General features: G+C 46.4%; 13 protein-coding genes. 3 read left to right on the top strand and 10 right to left on the bottom strand.

The genetic code is table 11. The annotated features are described in order from the left end of the window. Positions 1-145: 145 nt before the first annotated feature. Entirely contained in the window at positions 146-1,372 is a 1,227-nt protein-coding gene (locus tag MKX36_RS10485) for a serine hydrolase domain-containing protein (protein WP_340864619.1), read from the bottom strand. Between the two features lie 483 nt (positions 1,373-1,855). On the opposite strand from MKX36_RS10485, the gene MKX36_RS10480 reads away from it, so the two are divergent. Beyond that, on the top strand, positions 1,856-2,119 hold the full coding sequence (locus tag MKX36_RS10480; RefSeq protein WP_340864618.1) for a hypothetical protein: 264 nt from the start codon (positions 1,856-1,858) through the stop codon (positions 2,117-2,119). Further along, positions 2,082-2,369 (top strand): hypothetical protein, encoded by a 288-nt coding sequence (locus tag MKX36_RS10475; RefSeq protein ID WP_340864617.1) that lies wholly within the window; start codon positions 2,082-2,084, stop codon positions 2,367-2,369. The genes MKX36_RS10480 and MKX36_RS10475 overlap by 38 nt, the downstream gene beginning before the upstream one ends. Before the next feature lie 205 nt (positions 2,370-2,574). Here MKX36_RS10475 and MKX36_RS10470 read toward each other — a convergent pair whose 3' ends face one another. From MKX36_RS10470 to MKX36_RS10460, 3 genes are all read right to left on the bottom strand, one after another. Further along, entirely contained in the window at positions 2,575-5,331 is a 2,757-nt protein-coding gene (locus MKX36_RS10470) for a PHB depolymerase family esterase (RefSeq protein ID WP_340864616.1), read from the bottom strand. A 194-nt stretch (positions 5,332-5,525) separates the two neighbouring features. Next, positions 5,526-6,656 carry a bifunctional cystathionine gamma-lyase/homocysteine desulfhydrase gene (locus MKX36_RS10465; RefSeq protein ID WP_016821133.1) on the bottom strand — a complete coding sequence of 377 codons (1,131 nt, stop codon included), beginning with the start codon at positions 6,654-6,656 and terminating at the stop codon, positions 5,526-5,528. A gap of 1 nt (position 6,657) precedes the next feature. Further along, complete coding sequence (locus tag MKX36_RS10460) at positions 6,658-7,581, bottom strand: PLP-dependent cysteine synthase family protein (RefSeq protein WP_340864615.1); 924 nt, start codon at positions 7,579-7,581, stop codon at positions 6,658-6,660. 253 nt (positions 7,582-7,834) lie between these two features. Here MKX36_RS10460 and MKX36_RS10455 point away from each other — a divergent pair, with 253 nt between their 5' ends. Further along, on the top strand, positions 7,835-8,197 hold the full coding sequence (locus MKX36_RS10455) for a hypothetical protein (RefSeq protein ID WP_340864614.1): 363 nt from the start codon (positions 7,835-7,837) through the stop codon (positions 8,195-8,197). Positions 8,198-8,314: 117 nt separating this feature from the next. Here MKX36_RS10455 and MKX36_RS10450 read toward each other — a convergent pair whose 3' ends face one another. The 6 genes from MKX36_RS10450 to MKX36_RS10425 form a co-directional block, all read right to left on the bottom strand. Next, on the bottom strand, positions 8,315-8,614 hold the full coding sequence (locus MKX36_RS10450) for a DUF6509 family protein (RefSeq protein WP_019687094.1): 300 nt from the start codon (positions 8,612-8,614) through the stop codon (positions 8,315-8,317). Continuing rightward, positions 8,608-10,575, bottom strand: coding sequence for an ATP-dependent DNA helicase (locus tag MKX36_RS10445; RefSeq protein WP_025364739.1), 1,968 nt, complete (start codon positions 10,573-10,575; stop codon positions 8,608-8,610). Before MKX36_RS10445 ends, MKX36_RS10450 begins: the two co-directional genes overlap by 7 nt. A gap of 223 nt (positions 10,576-10,798) precedes the next feature. Continuing rightward, positions 10,799-11,803, bottom strand: coding sequence for an ABC transporter substrate-binding protein (locus MKX36_RS10440; protein WP_340864613.1), 1,005 nt, complete (start codon positions 11,801-11,803; stop codon positions 10,799-10,801). A 113-nt stretch (positions 11,804-11,916) separates the two neighbouring features. Continuing rightward, positions 11,917-12,423 (bottom strand): RDD family protein, encoded by a 507-nt coding sequence (locus MKX36_RS10435; RefSeq protein ID WP_340864612.1) that lies wholly within the window; start codon positions 12,421-12,423, stop codon positions 11,917-11,919. Between the two features lie 388 nt (positions 12,424-12,811). Then, positions 12,812-13,954 carry a glycosyl hydrolase gene (locus MKX36_RS10430; protein WP_340864611.1) on the bottom strand — a complete coding sequence of 381 codons (1,143 nt, stop codon included), beginning with the start codon at positions 13,952-13,954 and terminating at the stop codon, positions 12,812-12,814. A gap of 56 nt (positions 13,955-14,010) precedes the next feature. Then, positions 14,011-15,921, bottom strand: coding sequence for a glycosyl hydrolase (locus tag MKX36_RS10425; RefSeq protein ID WP_340864610.1), 1,911 nt, complete (start codon positions 15,919-15,921; stop codon positions 14,011-14,013). Positions 15,922-15,924: the final 3 nt, after the last annotated feature.

Below are 15,924 nucleotides of genomic sequence, written 5' to 3'. Positions count from 1 at the left end.
ACATTCAGTTTTTGCTTCTTGTGCTTCCTGACTCCCTTGCTCTTCGACTTCTCTGACTCGGCGGTAAAGAATCTGTTGGCGGGAGTTAACTATAGCAGAAACCGACATCCGCCCTCAAATAAAGGGCGCGATGTCGGCTTTAAACTTAACGGCCAAACTCCTTATCGATTATTTTATTGTGAGCCAGCTCCACTTCCTGGGCTACCGAGTTGATGCACGTTACCAAAATATGCTGCCCGCCTAAAGATCCGAAGGCTCTCGATTCAAATCCGAAAGTACCGCCGGCATGCCCCCAGTATGATTGCCCGTCAGCTGTTTTTATTTCATAAATCCCTAGTCCGACTTTACCTATAGGTGAATCTACTGTCGTGAACATCTGGTCCATTATCTCTTGATTTAGAAGCTTTCCGCCCAACAGCGAACTAAAGAAGGTGGTCAAATCTTTGGTTGTTGAGACTATATCTCCGGCTGCATTTGCCCATGATTGACTCATTTCGGTTAGATCATACAAATGACCCGATCTGTCCATATTATATCCTGTGGCATGCTTACCTGGAATATTGTGACTATTTTCCATTACAAATGTCCCTGTCATACCGAGCGGTTCGATCAACCGTTTCCTGATCTGCTCCGCATACGTATCTCCTGTTACCTTCTGAATAATTTGACCGGCTAGTATAGTATTCATGTTCGAATAGTTCCAGCCCTTCCCTGGCGCATATACAGGCGGCTTCGCTAGTCCCATGCTGATAAGCTCGTCGGACGAATAGTAACGGAATGGATTTTGAGGCAAGGTAATATCTCGAAAATCAAGATCAGTATAGCTCGCGAGCCCGCTTGTATGGTTCAATAGCTGACGAATCGTAATTTTGTTGCCGTCATACCCATTACCCTTTATGACCCCTGGCAGCCATTTTTCGACCGAATCATCCAGGTTCAACTTTTTCTCCTGAGCCAACTGCAATACAACGGTAGCAGTGAATGTCTTCGTGATGCTTCCAATACGGAATGAAAAATCCGGCTCCACCGGGCGTGGTACTTCGAAACTGGCTGTACCCGTAGCGTAGGACCAGCGTTCCCCATCCTGTAGCCCGCCTGCCACGACACTTGGAACTCTTTTGTTAGTAACTACTTGATCCATGACGCGTTTGACTTCTTCCCGATGCTTTCTTTTCTTTTCTTTCTCGTTGAGTTCTTTTTTGGGTTCTTTTGCGAACTCCGACGATAAAATATTGTTGGTGTTGGCAGCTTTATCGATAGCTTGATAAGTTGCCGTCTGACCCTCTGCGTGGACAGTTCCATTAGCCAGTGTACCCGCCAATATAGCTACCAAAGTAAGTGCCACTCCTTTTCGAATGGTGAATGATTTCATAACGCAATCGCCCCTATTATTTTAGAATGTTGTTCTGCTTTACCCCCTCACCTTATCTCCAATATTGTTAAATCGAACAGTGATAAAACCGCCAAGCTTTTGATGACATCGTACTTGGACCTGTCACATATACCGCATGACAAACTGTAAACTGTCTTATATGACGTGCTTGCTAAGCTACGTTCTAACCGCTGTTAGCCCACCCTCTTTCGCTTGGCGGATCGAGAAGTTATATTGCATGATAGGTCTGAATCATTCGGAAATTCATTTGCAAAAAAAATATAAGAAGGTGTGCGTAATTCGTGTTCTCGATAATGAAAAAAAGAAATGAGATTGGCAGGAGTTCCAGTAAGAGAGGTTATGAAGCAGTTGGAATACGGAATAAGACACAGAAAAAAACATGGATGAGGCGGTATCGAAAAGGGGAAGTGCATCGTCTGAAGCAGTAATTGGACCTGCTAAAAAAGTACAAGGAAGTGGAAGGTGGAACCAGAAGTCGTCGTTGCCTGGATTGAATCCATTCGAGACGAAGTGTCAGTGTCTGAGGCTTGTTCATGGCTCGGGATCGCAAGGAGCGACCTACTACCGCTGGAAGCAGCCGTGGAGACAGAGCACACAGAAGCTGTGGCGGAGAAAATCAGTGAGCTTTGCATCCGTCATAAATTTCGGTATGGTACCGGAAACCGCACTCCTTCGGGCAGAGCAAAAAATGAGCCACAAACGGGTTCAGCGGATGATGCAGCGTGATGGACTACAGTGCCGCGTGAGGATGAAGAAACGAAAGGTCACTGGGCAAGAAAATCTACTAAAGCGGCAATTACATGCCGAAGCGCCCCTGCAAAAGCTCGTCACAGACATCACCTATTTGAATACGCTGAATCAACTTCCAAAACTGACAAAAATGCTGCTTCATAACGACCAGGGAAGCGTATGTCCGTCACACCGCTTATCAAGCAGCAGTAATGAGAAAAGGCATGACCATGAGCATGTTCCGTAAAGGAACGCCCGCTGATCATGCCCCCACCGAATCGTTTCATTCCACCTTAAAGTCTGAAACGTTCTACCTTGAAGATCTCATCTATACAACGACTGGCTGCCTAAACTTGAAAGGTGTTTTGATCCCCGTCTCACAAACAGGGGTCAGTCCCAAGGTGCATCAAGACGTTTTTTTAATATGGATTATGATAACACACTTGAATCTTTCATTGGCCTTGTAGCTTATGCTGCGCATGCCTAATGGAAGTAAAGTTAAATGCTCGTACTCCCTTGCTATCATACACAATAATCTCTTTATTCAAATACGGGTGTAGACCATTAAAATATCCGGGCATAATCAGTCTGCGCATAAAAAGGTTTTTACCCAGCAGACGGGGTGAATTGGTCGCTACAACAAGCATCTGCTGGGTTGCTGACCATGGGCTAGGCTGAATATATGACAAACAGTACTCGCCTGTCGTAAAATCGTCACCCCATGTATACCCGTCCTCGGTACATGCAATTTGAAGATGCGCTTGATACTTCTGAAGCAACTCATGTCTGGACAAGTCCGAAGTGATACAAATCACGTTGCTTTCAGCTAGCTCTTTCTCTGAAATATCATTAGAAGACACCACGGGATAATGAACACCAATGTACGGATTCCAGGTCGCTGTCCGCGGGCTAGCCAAGGCGTTTGCCGTTCGTTTCACTGCCTGCTCTTCCTCTGATGTAGTATAGCTGGATGGAAGAACGATGTGAAGTCGATCCATATAAACGTCAAGTACACCCATACCGTGACTAGCACCATTTCTCCCCACGCTTTGCAAACCCGCAATACTCTTAGCTGCATCCGCATTTTGGGTGGAGTCTTCACTGCTCTCTCCCTCCCGTTCAGCAATCAAACGGTATTCGGGTGAGGGGCGTTTGTGCGAGTGTGTTTTAACAAAGCGAAAGCGGCTGTATTCTCGTAAATCCAACATGAAAATGCGGGCTCCAATACGAACCTGAGCGAGTTCCAAGGACATGTCCTCTTGCGAGAGATGAATCACAAATTCTTCTGCGTGAACAGCCTCAATATCCAATTCACCAGTGGAGCTCATTTCGCCATACAACTCCGCATATTCCTCGTTTTCATCCATGCGCGTCAGTTCCAGCCAGTAAGCCCGATTATGTCTGCCCCGTTCCGTCCGATAGGCAATACGCTGAGGGACGACATCTCTTTTCCATTGCATAAGCCAACCCAGTATGCCGTCCAAAAGTCTTAACTCATGCGTATCCCAATGATTAGACTGTCGCTCTATCACACCTTTAAAATGGTTCGATGAAAGCTCTGTTACAGGAGCTGTGTATGCTTGGGCAAATAAATAATCCTGGTCACCACATACATCTAATATTGGCATATTGATCAAATTTTTCAGATGCTTGGGATGTGGCGCCCCTGAGATTACTGCAATAGCTGCAAACCGAGAAGGATAAGCCTGTGCCATCGCCCAGGCAGCATATGCGCCATTCGAGTAACCCGTCAGATAGATACGTTCTTCGTCCACTCGGTACGCTTGCAGTATGACATCTAGTCCCTCCAAAAAAGCTGCTTCTCCAATATAACTGCCCAGCGTAACGCCACGACACGAAAAAGTAACAAATATAGCTTCGTCTTCCCAGCCCTGCCCAAAACCTCTATTCTGAAAATCTGGTAGCCCCAGCTCATATCGCTTGCCAGGCATTAGAACGATCAGAGGATACCGTCGCTCAGCCGTGTAGTTGCTGGGAAGCTGGATTGTATACCGTTGTAAACTATTGTCCAAACGGGAGACAAAAAAACCTTCGCCAATGCCGTCAGCCGTCAAAAAAATATGTTCTTTCTGGAGCACCGATGGGTGCTGTGACTGTTCGGTATGTCCATGCATAAAAATTTGTTTTAATAGCTTGATATATTCACGCACCACCCGTGAATCCCAGATTTCAAAAGGATCTTCCGGCAAATCCGTTAATCTTTTTAATTCCTCAAGCAGGCCCTCTATTTGTATTTTCTGCGCAGAATGAAGAACATCTTTAGCGCAGGCTTGAATGAAATGATCATACTCTTCCTGTAAGCACTCCACGACGACTGACAAAGGCCGCACAAGTACCGAATACACAAAATGATGTTCTACGGCCTCATGATCCCGATATGTAACGGTGAAGTGCAGCATTCCCGTCTTCCTGGCCTTCTCCTCATCCCAAGCGTAGCTTTGCTCCTGCTCCCAATGGGCTGTAAACCGATCCAGCTTCATACCCTCATCATTCGTTACCTCGACCCATAACGTTTGATCTGAGGGAAGAAGTATCCGATCCTTACGCAGCAAATAAAATAGGATCGGGCTGTTTTCTCCTTCCCTACCAGCACTTTGCTCAACTTCTAGCCAAGCCATATGATTACGTATATTACGCTCTACGAATTCACGATGCAGTTCTATCACATCTGGTTCATCGCATACCTGATTTCCACTGATACGAATAGAACGAGCCTCATCAGGAATAAACGCAGCAATGATAACGACCGTGTGGTCACCTTCCTCCAGATATAAGCGAAAGGGACCAGATTCTGCATATACCAATGTTCCATCTATCCAAATTTGTCCAGTTCCTTCAAACGGTCTGAAAATCACTTCCTGTGCTGTCATACAACGTAGATTTGAAACCAGCAAAAGTCTTTCTTGTTCAGCCAAAGGCGGAAAAACACCTAGATTCAGTTCAGAGGTCCGGGGATCAAGCTCGGTCAATAATCGGCATGCTGCCCTTCCCCCTGCTGAAAGCTCAATTCCATCTTCACTACAAGCCTTTTCCAAATTCCATTCCTCATGCGTAAAATGACTAGACCATTCCCTACCCACACCACAATTTTCCGGAAGCTCGACTGGACCGACTGCATAAGCAGACGCCAGACGTACCGGATGATCCAACAGCACAGTAGTTGCCTTTTCCAGATGTGTGAACCTCATAACATTCCCCCTCCAGGTTTTTGTTTCCTCAGAGACGTAGCCGCGTTATATTCGGTTTAACCTTCAAATGAACTATATAAAACTATTCGTTGTCACCTCTATGTACTCCTTTGTGCTTTCCAAAAAAGAAGCTATTCTCACAACAAAAAAAGAGGCAGCTTCTGCCACCTCTCTGGATCATTATGCTTATTTTCTTACAATGCTGATTGCAAGTCTTCGATCAAATCCTCCAGATCTTCAATCCCAACCGAAATCCGTACCAAGCCCTCGGTAATACCTAGCTCTGCGCGACGTTCTGCGGGAATGGAGGCATGCGTCATACGTGCCGGAACGCTAATCAGACTTTCAACCGCTCCCAGGCTCTCAGCCAGTGTAAAATACTGCACTTTTTTCAGGAGGGCAACCGCGTTGGCATCGCTACCTACATCAAACGAAATGATGCCGCCAAAGCCTTCAGCTTGAGTTTTGGACAGCTCGTGCTGTGCATGGCTTTCCAACCCAGGGTAGTACACCTTACTAACCTTCGGATGCTTTTCCAAAAAGGCTGCAATTTCCTTTGCATTTTTCTCGATTGCTTCCATACGCAGACCCAAGGTTTTGATACCGCGGATCAATAACCAGGAATCCTGCGGGCCGAGAATACCGCCAATGGCGTTTTGTAGAAAATGAAGCTGCTCGCCCAGCTCTTCACTGTTGACTACAGCCAAACCGGCTACAACATCGCTGTGTCCACCCAAATATTTGGTTGCCGAGTGAACGACGATATCAGCCCCGAGTGTAATTGGCGTCTGCCAGTAAGGGGTAGCAAATGTATTGTCCACAATCAATAAAAGCTCATGCTTTTTCACCAGCTCTGAAACCGCGCGGATATCAGTAACTTTCAACAGCGGGTTGGTTGGTGTTTCGACATACAATGCCTTCGTATTGGGACGGATTGCTTGGGAAATAGCCTCCAGATCAGTTGTATCCACAAATGTGGACTCAATCCCGATCCGACTAAGCACCTTGCTTACAATACGATAAGTGCCCCCGTATACATCATCGGTCAACAAAATATGATCCCCTGCTTTAAACAAGGAAAATACTGCATGAATCGCTGCCATACCGGAACCGAAAGCAAAACCACGTTTGCCTTCCTCCAGTTCCTTGATCAGCTCTTCCAGTGCAAACCGGGTCGGGTTGCCTGTACGCGAATATTCGTATCCCTTATGAACGCCGATTTCCTCTTGCTCATAAGTACTTACCTGATAAATAGGAACGTTAACCGCACCAGTATGAGGATCGGTAGGGAGTCCACCGTGAATCAGTTTTGTTTTGCGTCTCATTTTAAATCCCGCCTTCATATATTTTTTTGCTCAGATAACGTTCACTGCTATCTGGGAAAATGGTGACAATATGTGCACCATCCGGTGCGCTCTCTGCTTCCAGTAAAGCAGCGTGCAGGGCTGAACCGGAGGAACTGCCGACGAGAATACCCTCACGTTCCGCCAGTTCCTTGACGCGGTTGAATGCGTCCACATCGCTAATGGTATGAATGGTATTAAAAAAGCCTTTGTCCACAAACTCAGGGATTAATTCCATGCCGATCCCTTCTGTTTTATGAGGGCCTGACTCGCCACCATTCAGAATGGACCCTTCAGGCTCTACGATGACCGTTTTAATGGCTGCATTCTGCTCCTTAAGATAACGCGAGGTTCCCATAAATGTGCCCCCCGAGCCTGCTCCTGCCACAAATACGTCCACTTTACCGTCCAGATCGTTCCAAATTTCAGGTCCCATTGTCGTATAATAAGCCTCTGGATTATCAGGATTGCTAAATTGCTGTGGCAAGTATGCGTCTTTGATTTCAGCAGCCAATTGCTTTGTCTTTTCAATGGCTCCCTTCATCCCCTCACTTGTCGGGGTATGAACGATGCGTGCTCCCAATGCCTTCATCAGGTCCTGCTTCTCCTGGCTGAACTTCTCTGGCACAGCAAAAATAACCGAGATATCATAATGAAGCGCGGCCATCGCAAGACCAATACCTGCATTGCCTGCTGTTGCTTCTATTAAAGTCCCGCCCGGCTTCAACTGGCCTGTCTTTAATGCTTTTTCAATTAGAGCCTTTCCCACCCGGTCCTTCACGCTGCCGCCGGGATTCATAAACTCCAGCTTGGCGAACAGGCGAATTCCTCTGGGTAGAGAATAGCTATTCAGCTCCACTAATGGCGTGCGCCCGATGAGTTCAAGGGTATTGCGATATACATTCATAATTTCAAGCTCCTTTTAATGGCGAATCCAAAATAAACCAACGGTCAAAAATTAGCGCCCATTGTCGGAGAAATTCGCTGTCTTCTCCAAAAACATAGTAATGCGGTAAGTATTGATGCAATAAGATTTTATGTGTATTTGAAGCTTTTGTCAAATGGACCAGTCACAACACCCACACCCTTGATATCCTGCCTCGATATGATGGAGAATAATCTCTCAAAATTCCCTTTTCTAACATAGGAGGATGCTAGCTATGGGTAAGCAATGCTTAAAGATAGCTGCCATATATTTTGCCCTCGGTGCGCTGCTCAGTGCAATCATTGGCGTGTCGGGTGATTATAGCCTGTCCCCTATTCAGTCTCATATCCATTTCCTGGGTTGGACGACTCTTGGGATCATAGGTCTAATCTATGTGGCCTTTCCTGCACTTTCAGTTACGATTTTGGCACGTATCCATTTTTGGATACATAACATCAGTCTGCCAATGTTGATATTGGCGATTATAGGTAAAAATTACGCGATTGCAGAGGCTGGAGTGTGGGTCGTCATAGGATGGGTGTTACTCGCGGCGGGTATTATGCTGTTTATGGTGAATATGTGGGACAGACTGCGTTAGAGCACATAGGTTCACTTCACTGGTCATAGAAAAAAGGAGCCTGGTCATTGCCAAGGCTCCTTGATGTCCTCATTATAGGTTGCAATATATAGCTGTGCTAGCTATGTGCCCTTACTGTTAATTTACTGCTCCATCCTGTACATGTTCTTTACAGAAGTTTTCAACTGCTTGCAGCTCATCCTCTTCAAGTTCAAGCTCGATGTAACGATCCGTTGCTTTTTCAAATAATTCATACTTCAGCAGTCCTGTCTTTCCTTCGTCTACTAAATAAAGAGCACGGATATATATTCCGTTTTCAGTGTATAGCTCGTCGTCTTCCTCTACCTCTATCTCAATGATAAATTCATAACGCTGTCCACTCAAAATACCAAAAGCATCTTTAATTTGATCTACTGTATATGCTGTAAAATTCAACATGTTTTTATTCCCTCCGGTTTTCCTTCAATTACGGTGCATTCTACGCCCGCAGGCAGTAGTTGTTCAACTTGTGTGCGTACTTCTGGACGATTCAAATCGTGACCCATGATCGAGATCCAGCCCTGATCATTACGCGAGCGGATTAAACGCCCTATGCCCTGTCGGAGCCTAAGTGCCATGTGAGGCATATCTATCTCATTGAACGGATCTGCTGCATCCTTGCGCAAAGCCGTAAAAACCGGATCGTTCGGAGGAAATGGCAGCGACCAGATGATAACATGTGACAGGGATGGTCCAGGGATGTCCAATCCTTCCCATAATGTAACAGCGCACAACACACTCTCCACATCATTCTGAAAAGCGGAGATCAGATGGCTGATTTCAGCCGAACCTTCATACAGAAAACGATAGGCAGATGCCTCTGGGTAAGCAGCGAGTCCCCTTTGGAAGGCAGTCAGTTCCTCCTGAGAAGGAAACAGGATAAGCGCTCTTCCCTGCGATTTCTTCAGTAGCGTCAGCGCTCTCTGGATTGGATTATGTCCCGCTTGCAACGGGTACAATGCCGCTTGCATCTGATCACTGTAGTCATAAGGTGAAGCGACGGAAAACGTTAACGGGTTTTCAATACCCAGACTCTGCGCCATATAGTCAAATGAACCCTCCACGGAAAGTGTAGCCGAAGAGAATACGATTGGAATATGCTGCGCAAATACTCGTTCTTTGAGAATCTCTTTTACCATCTTCGGCATAACCACAAGCGTTAATCCATCCTGGTCCTCCGTCACCCACGAGATGAGAAGTTCAGGACGCTTAAACAAAGCCAAAGCAGTTTGAATCATTTCCAAATGTTCTTCTACAATTTTGACTTGATACTCATCCAGAGAGAATAACCCGCTTTCAAACACAAGCTCTTCCTCGATCGTGCCGATCAGTTCACCAAAACGGTTCACCTCCCGAATCAACGATTCATTCAGGATAAACTCCTTGCGATTAGACCCCTGTACTGGCTGACTGTTCTTATTGAGCGCGGCGAACAATGCCTCGCTTTGGGAGATTGCATCCTCGATCGTCATAGCCAGAGATTCCCGCACTTCCCCCTCTAGCAGTCGGGTAATAATAGACTCAAATTGAGTGTGCTTAAGCTTGTAAGTAAGCGCATTTTGTGCTGCTGTCTCCAGCAAATGCCCTTCATCAAAAACAACAGAGCTGTGCTCTGGCAACAACGGCAGTTGACCCTCGCGCTTTCTCGCTTCGTAGGTCCATACATGCTCCATGTAAAAGTCGTGAGAGCAGATGACCAAATCTGCCGCTTTGCGGTAATGATCACGAGACAACGTCTGTCCGCAACGATGGCGCTGATGACAAACGAGACAGTCTTGAAATACATCCCATCCCAGTCTGCTCCACTGTCCATCTGTTAGCTCGGGATACTCTTTCCGATTCCCGTATGGAGTGAAGGACTGTAACGTATCTGGAAAATGAACAAAATCAGGCAGACCCTGATAAATATCGCGGAAAACATCTGCGTCCTCATCCAGTCCGCTTCGCCCCTCATCCAGCTTGTTCAGGCAAATATATTGATCCGGTGACTTCCCCAATCGAGCATCAATCGTCAAGCTTAAGTGCCGTGCCAGCTTGGCGATATCTCCTTCTGGCTTCACCAGTTGTTCAATCAATGATTCATCCGCACAGGCGATAATCGCCGGTTTTCTCATGTATCTGGCATATGCAATAGCGTACAGCAGGTATACCAGCGTTTTGCCAGTGCCTACACCTGCTTCTGCAAAAATGGTCTTTTTTTCCTTATAGGCACGTTCCAGCTGGAATGCCATATAAATTTGTTCATCCCGAACCTCAAAGCCGACTTCAGGCAAAACTTCGTAAAATACATCTGCAATCCAGTCACTTGCCTGCTCAATAAACGGCTTGGACGGATCAAAGGCAAAAGGGTAAGTAGTCAATCGGGCTGTGCCTCCAATTCGTTCATAATGTGCATCCTTTCATTATAACGCAAAACAAGCTAAAAAGAACATGTAAACTGTAAGAATAACTTACATTTTTTATTTTTCATGAAATTCTATAAAAGATAGGACGTCGAGGGGTTTGTTTGTGAGGACGTTACACTGCCATAATAAAAAAACAAAGAAACCAGCAAATGCTTTCAGGCACTGGCTGGTTCCTTGTTTACTTTTGCTTCATCAAATCTGGAATTTGTTCCAGCAATCGTTCTCTCGTAATGGCATCATCAAAATTCCACGAGCTGTCAAGCGTATAAATCCGTTTATTCTGAACGGCAGGAATCGTTTTCCACACTTCACTATTCATCAGGTTTCTGGTCGTTGCAATTGTTTCTTCACTCTGATCCGACAGAATAAAGAGTTCATCCCCGATAAATGAAGGAAGTACCTCGTTAGAAATGGTAGCAAAGCGCTCTTTTTTATCAATCAAGTCTGTCTGTACCTTGGAAGCTGGTATAAAACCGAGCATATCATACAACGACACGGATATACCCTGATGTCCCATAACATACAGGTTATCCCCCATAACTAACAGCACTGTTGCTGTCTCTCCCGGCTTAATGTCAACATCCAGCTTGGCCTTCATTTGTTTGGCCTTCTCGTCATATAAGGTTTTAAACCGATCTGCCTCTTTAGTTTTCCCAAGAAGTTTACCTAGCTCCTGCATACGTTCAAAAGTTGCCAATTCGGAATTAAGAACCACGGTAGGTGCAATTTTAGCTAACGTGTCAATCGTCTTTACATCCCAATTATCGAAAAGAATAAGGTCTGGTTTCAGCATCGTCAGCTTTTCCAGATTCACCGGGTAGCCTATATCGATAATATCCTTGGTAAGGTCTGCGTACACTATTTGTGACTGAATGACACTCAGACTCGCACCTGCTGGACGTACACCCAAGGCAAGCAAATCCCCTGGATCACTGCCTACATAAACAATTTTCTGCGGATTTACCGGAATCGTGACTTTACGTTTTTGAAAGTCTGTATATTCCCGGGTGGTCGGCGTTGTAGATGCCGTTTCCTTTTGCTCCGTGCTGTTTGCAGCCTGTCCTGCTGTACGGGAAGTTGGGGCATCATTTTCTTGTGAGCTACAAGCTGAAAGTACAATGGCTATAATGAGCAGTACACTCGTCAGCACGGGGCATCGAGGCAATATTTTTATATGTTGCATATGATGTATCCTCCAAGTTATGTATTTTCATAGAAAATGATAATCATTATCATTCACTTTATATTACATAATAGTCCCATCTTCTGCAACGGCGATTTCCTTAATTCATCATATTAGAAGCTAACTGGAGGCAAGGACGATTGCTGTTCATGTCGCTGCAACTCTTTTTTATTTACAACTAAAGTGCTGGCACAAAGATCGTGGACTCCCTGTTTTTTCGCAGTAAAAGCGACCACAATGTAAATAAGACGTAAAATCACAAAAGAAATGGCTTTAATCCAGTAACGCCCTGAGGCATGTAAGAATCCAAGACGCTTTCCTTCCTTATCTACAACAACTAGAGAGAACACAAGCTTACCTGGTGTTGCTCTTACCTTCGACGACTCCCATAATACACAGTACAGCCATGGCACCATGAGCCAAAAGATTAGCGGCCACCACATAAGCAGTACTTGTATGAACACCGTCTCCTTTATACCCAAAATATCTGGGATGATGTAAATTGCTCCCCCTATTGAAAGGATTATGGCAGTAAGGATGATCAGATCAATCACAAACGCTGCCGTTCTCACCCAAAATCCTCCGTAAATCTTTCTTACACTATCACTTGTTACTGTCATAATGATGTATAACTCCTTTGCATTCGTTAAAATCCATTTTATTCCTTTACCCAAGGAGATATCATACGGCCACCTCCCTGAATTGTCAATTTACGAATAAACACTCATAAACAAGTGAAAAGACCTATTTCCATGCATTAAAATGGACATTTTTATAGGATTTAAGAGCTTATATACCGTGATTTTACTCTGATTAGGCACGAAATAAGCGCTGCTACAGTCTCTTATCTACCTACACGTAGTACTTTGGCATCGAATTAAAATCAGCCTTTTCACGCATAAAAAAACAGCGTATGTGTAAATGAGTTTACACATACGCTGCCTCACTATTTATTATATCGATTTGACAAGCAACAACTCAGCTCGAATGAGCTTGTTCCTGACCATCTTACTTACTATATTTTTTGCCCTCCACACTAAACAAACCTTCCTCACCACGCAGCTTTGCCAATGCTTCGACAAAGAAATAATCGCCGTAGATGATGGGCACATTGATGTGTTTTTGCTCAGGATAATGTACGGTTCCGTTCATCAGCAATCCCTCATGTTCTTCGCCCCATGCCGTACACGTATGATGCAAACCCTGAAGGATGGATTCTGCAGCTTTTGTAAATTGCTCAGCACGTGCCGAATATTTTGCTAGTTCCAGCAAACCGCTAGCTGCAATGGCCGCAGCTGACGAATCCCATGCTTCGCGGTGTCCTTCTTCTGCTCTAAAGTCCCATACAGGCAGGCAAGCATCGCCCAACTGGGACAGGAAAAAGTCAGCCGTGTTCTCGGCCACCTTTAAATAACGCGGATCGCGTGTGTATCCATACGAAAGCGTAAAACCGTACAAAGCCCAAGACGTGCCACGTGCCCAGGCGGAACCGGGAGCAAATCCCTGTCCGCCATGCTCAGCGACCTTTTTTCCAATCTCCGGATCGAACTCAACCACATGCGCAATGGAGCCGTCCGAACGAACGAACTCACGTGCCACGGTATCTGCATGCTGGACAGCGAGGGCCGCAAAGCGTGGATCTCCACTTTCCTCCGAGGCCCAATAGAGCAAGGGTAAATTCATCATACTGTCTATAATCGCAACACCCCGTGTATCCATATCCTTCGAGTGGAAGTTCCACGCGCGAATAAAGCGGCCATTTACGTTAAAACGGGCAGCCAGCAAATTAGCAGCCAATAACCCCCGTCTTCTGGACTCTGAATCTCCAGTCAACCGATGGGCGGCCACACCGCTGAGCAGCCAAATAAAACCGAGATCATGGTCTACAGCTTCGCTATTATAGAGTATTTTTTCCAACCGGGCCTCACACCGTTGTGCAATTTTGGCAGACTCCCAATCAGGACGTGCCCGATGGGCCAGCCATAGCAGTCCCGGATAAAAGCCTGCTGTCCACCACGCTTCCTCACGATTATCATAACGTCCACCCTCTGCAACATGTGGAAAGGCGTCCCCCAGTCTTGCCGCCAAGGCAAGCGTTTTATCCAATGCCAGCTCCCACGATTGCTCCAGCCACGCTTCTGATTTTATCATTCTTTTTTCCCTCTCCCTTTCCACATGATTGAAGATAACTATGGCTCCCGAACTATCTATTCAGGTAACCGAATGATAAAGGAAATGCGACTGCCGCCACACTCTAGACGCGCTCCCTTAAGTAAACCATTTCGGCAGGCTACGGCAGTCAATTCATCCGGCCATACGACGTTTGTTCCTTCCGTCGTGGGGATAACTTCAAGGCTTGCGCCCGCATATTCTACTCGAATGCTTTCAGTTTCCTCCCCGGCTGCCATCACATGATGAATCACACTTCGTTCCCGACCGTCATACGCCATTAATGGAATAAGTGCCCCCACATTTTGAATATTGCCTTGAAGCTCATACGACACTTCAATTTTGCCGGGCACCTGACGATAATGCGTTCGGATTTCCCTCACCCCCGGGAATGGACCTTCCCACAGCAGAGTGAAATCTGTCTCTCCATCAGACGCTGAGCTGCGCTCCATCTGTACGTTTCCTCCGCCATCCTGCGGATCAATCCCTCCATCACGATCGAATTCCAATGTACCGGGGATTCCTTCTGACAAGCTGTGCCATTTTCCGTCTTCGGTTTGCCAGGCTGGTGTATAGCTCAGCGGGAAAATATCTCCCTCCGCGAAACCCGTAAAGCCGCGATCTGCGTGTCCTGCTGAGGATGGGCCGATCAGAGACGGCAGCGCAGAACGTTGAATACGTACGATGCCCGGAATATTGTACGGATCGTTGATTGAGGTCTGCACAAGCATTTGCTGCCCGTCTACAGCTGCAATGACGGTCTGAAACCAGCCGTCCGTTGCCAACACCCGACTGCCGATCTCCGCCGGGATAGAGGTCGGAGGAATACGATCAATCTCCTTCCCATGTAGGAGGGTATGGGCCAGCACCGCTGCCGTCCACAGACTGTAGCAGGTATGATTCGAGTACACCTCAAAGCCATGGCGTGCCTCAGACGAATAATGGTTGCGAACGATATGCAGCTTGCCATCATCGGTCTGCCATCGGCTAATGGATTGCCAGCATAGATCTGCTGCCCGTCGAAATGCACCTGCAAGCCCATGCTCGCCTGCTGTATACGCCTGCTGAGCATGTGTTGTAAAAACAAAAGCCGCAGCCGCTTCGTTCCATTGGTGCTGCGCGCTTCTTCCACGCGGAGGAATTTCCCCATGTGGGGATAAAGTCAGCAATGAGCTAAGTGCACCTCTGCGAAGGTAGTCACGCACTTCGAGAGCACAGCCGCCATTATATCCGCTCTCCAGCATCACGCCCAGATGAAACCGTGTGACAATATCGTAGGCGAATGGGCTATTGGGCCTATCCAGCGGACCATCTTGATACAGCCCCAAACTGGTAAAGCGAGGTAAATGGTAGTTGCGGATATACGTCTCCATCCACTCAGAGTCGGCTGCAATCCCTTCAGTGGCACGCAAAAACTCGCCGGAAATCATGATCGCGTTCCAGTTGATCATCCGGTTTGGATTTTTCATTTTGCTCATCGTAAAAATGTAAGTCTGCTCAGGTTGAATCCTGTTCAACTGCTGCTTCCAAGCCGTGGCTTGCTCTGGCAGCAGATTTTTAAGGATACGATACGCCCCCATCATCATAATTGGAAAAAAGTCCGGGTGATGATCTGGCGCTTTTTCGTCCACTACACAGGCTATGCTATGCGTCAAGGCCGCAGCAGCAGATTCGAGTAATTCATGCCGGCCTTCTTTGACCAGCACAGCCGCACTCAACGCATAGGATGGGGTGGAGTAATACCGTTCACTTTCAGAATGAGGGTCAATGATAGCTCCGTTTTCATCTTGATACAAGGCATATGCACGAACCAGCTTTTCCAGCACAGCCAGCTTACGTTCGTGTGTCCATCCATCATTTTCTCGATTTGGTGCGCTTTCCACCTGTTGTATAAATCTCTCCAGTTCCGTCTGCCAAGGGTATACGCTGCCTGTTTGAAGCTTATTCATTCT

Origin of the sequence: Paenibacillus sp. FSL W8-0439, assembly GCF_038008995.1 — a bacterium.
Lineage (GTDB): Bacteria > Bacillota > Bacilli > Paenibacillales > Paenibacillaceae > Paenibacillus > Paenibacillus polymyxa.
The sequence above is the reverse complement of the archived record's forward strand: the minus strand, read 5'-3'. Positions and strand labels throughout refer to the sequence as shown.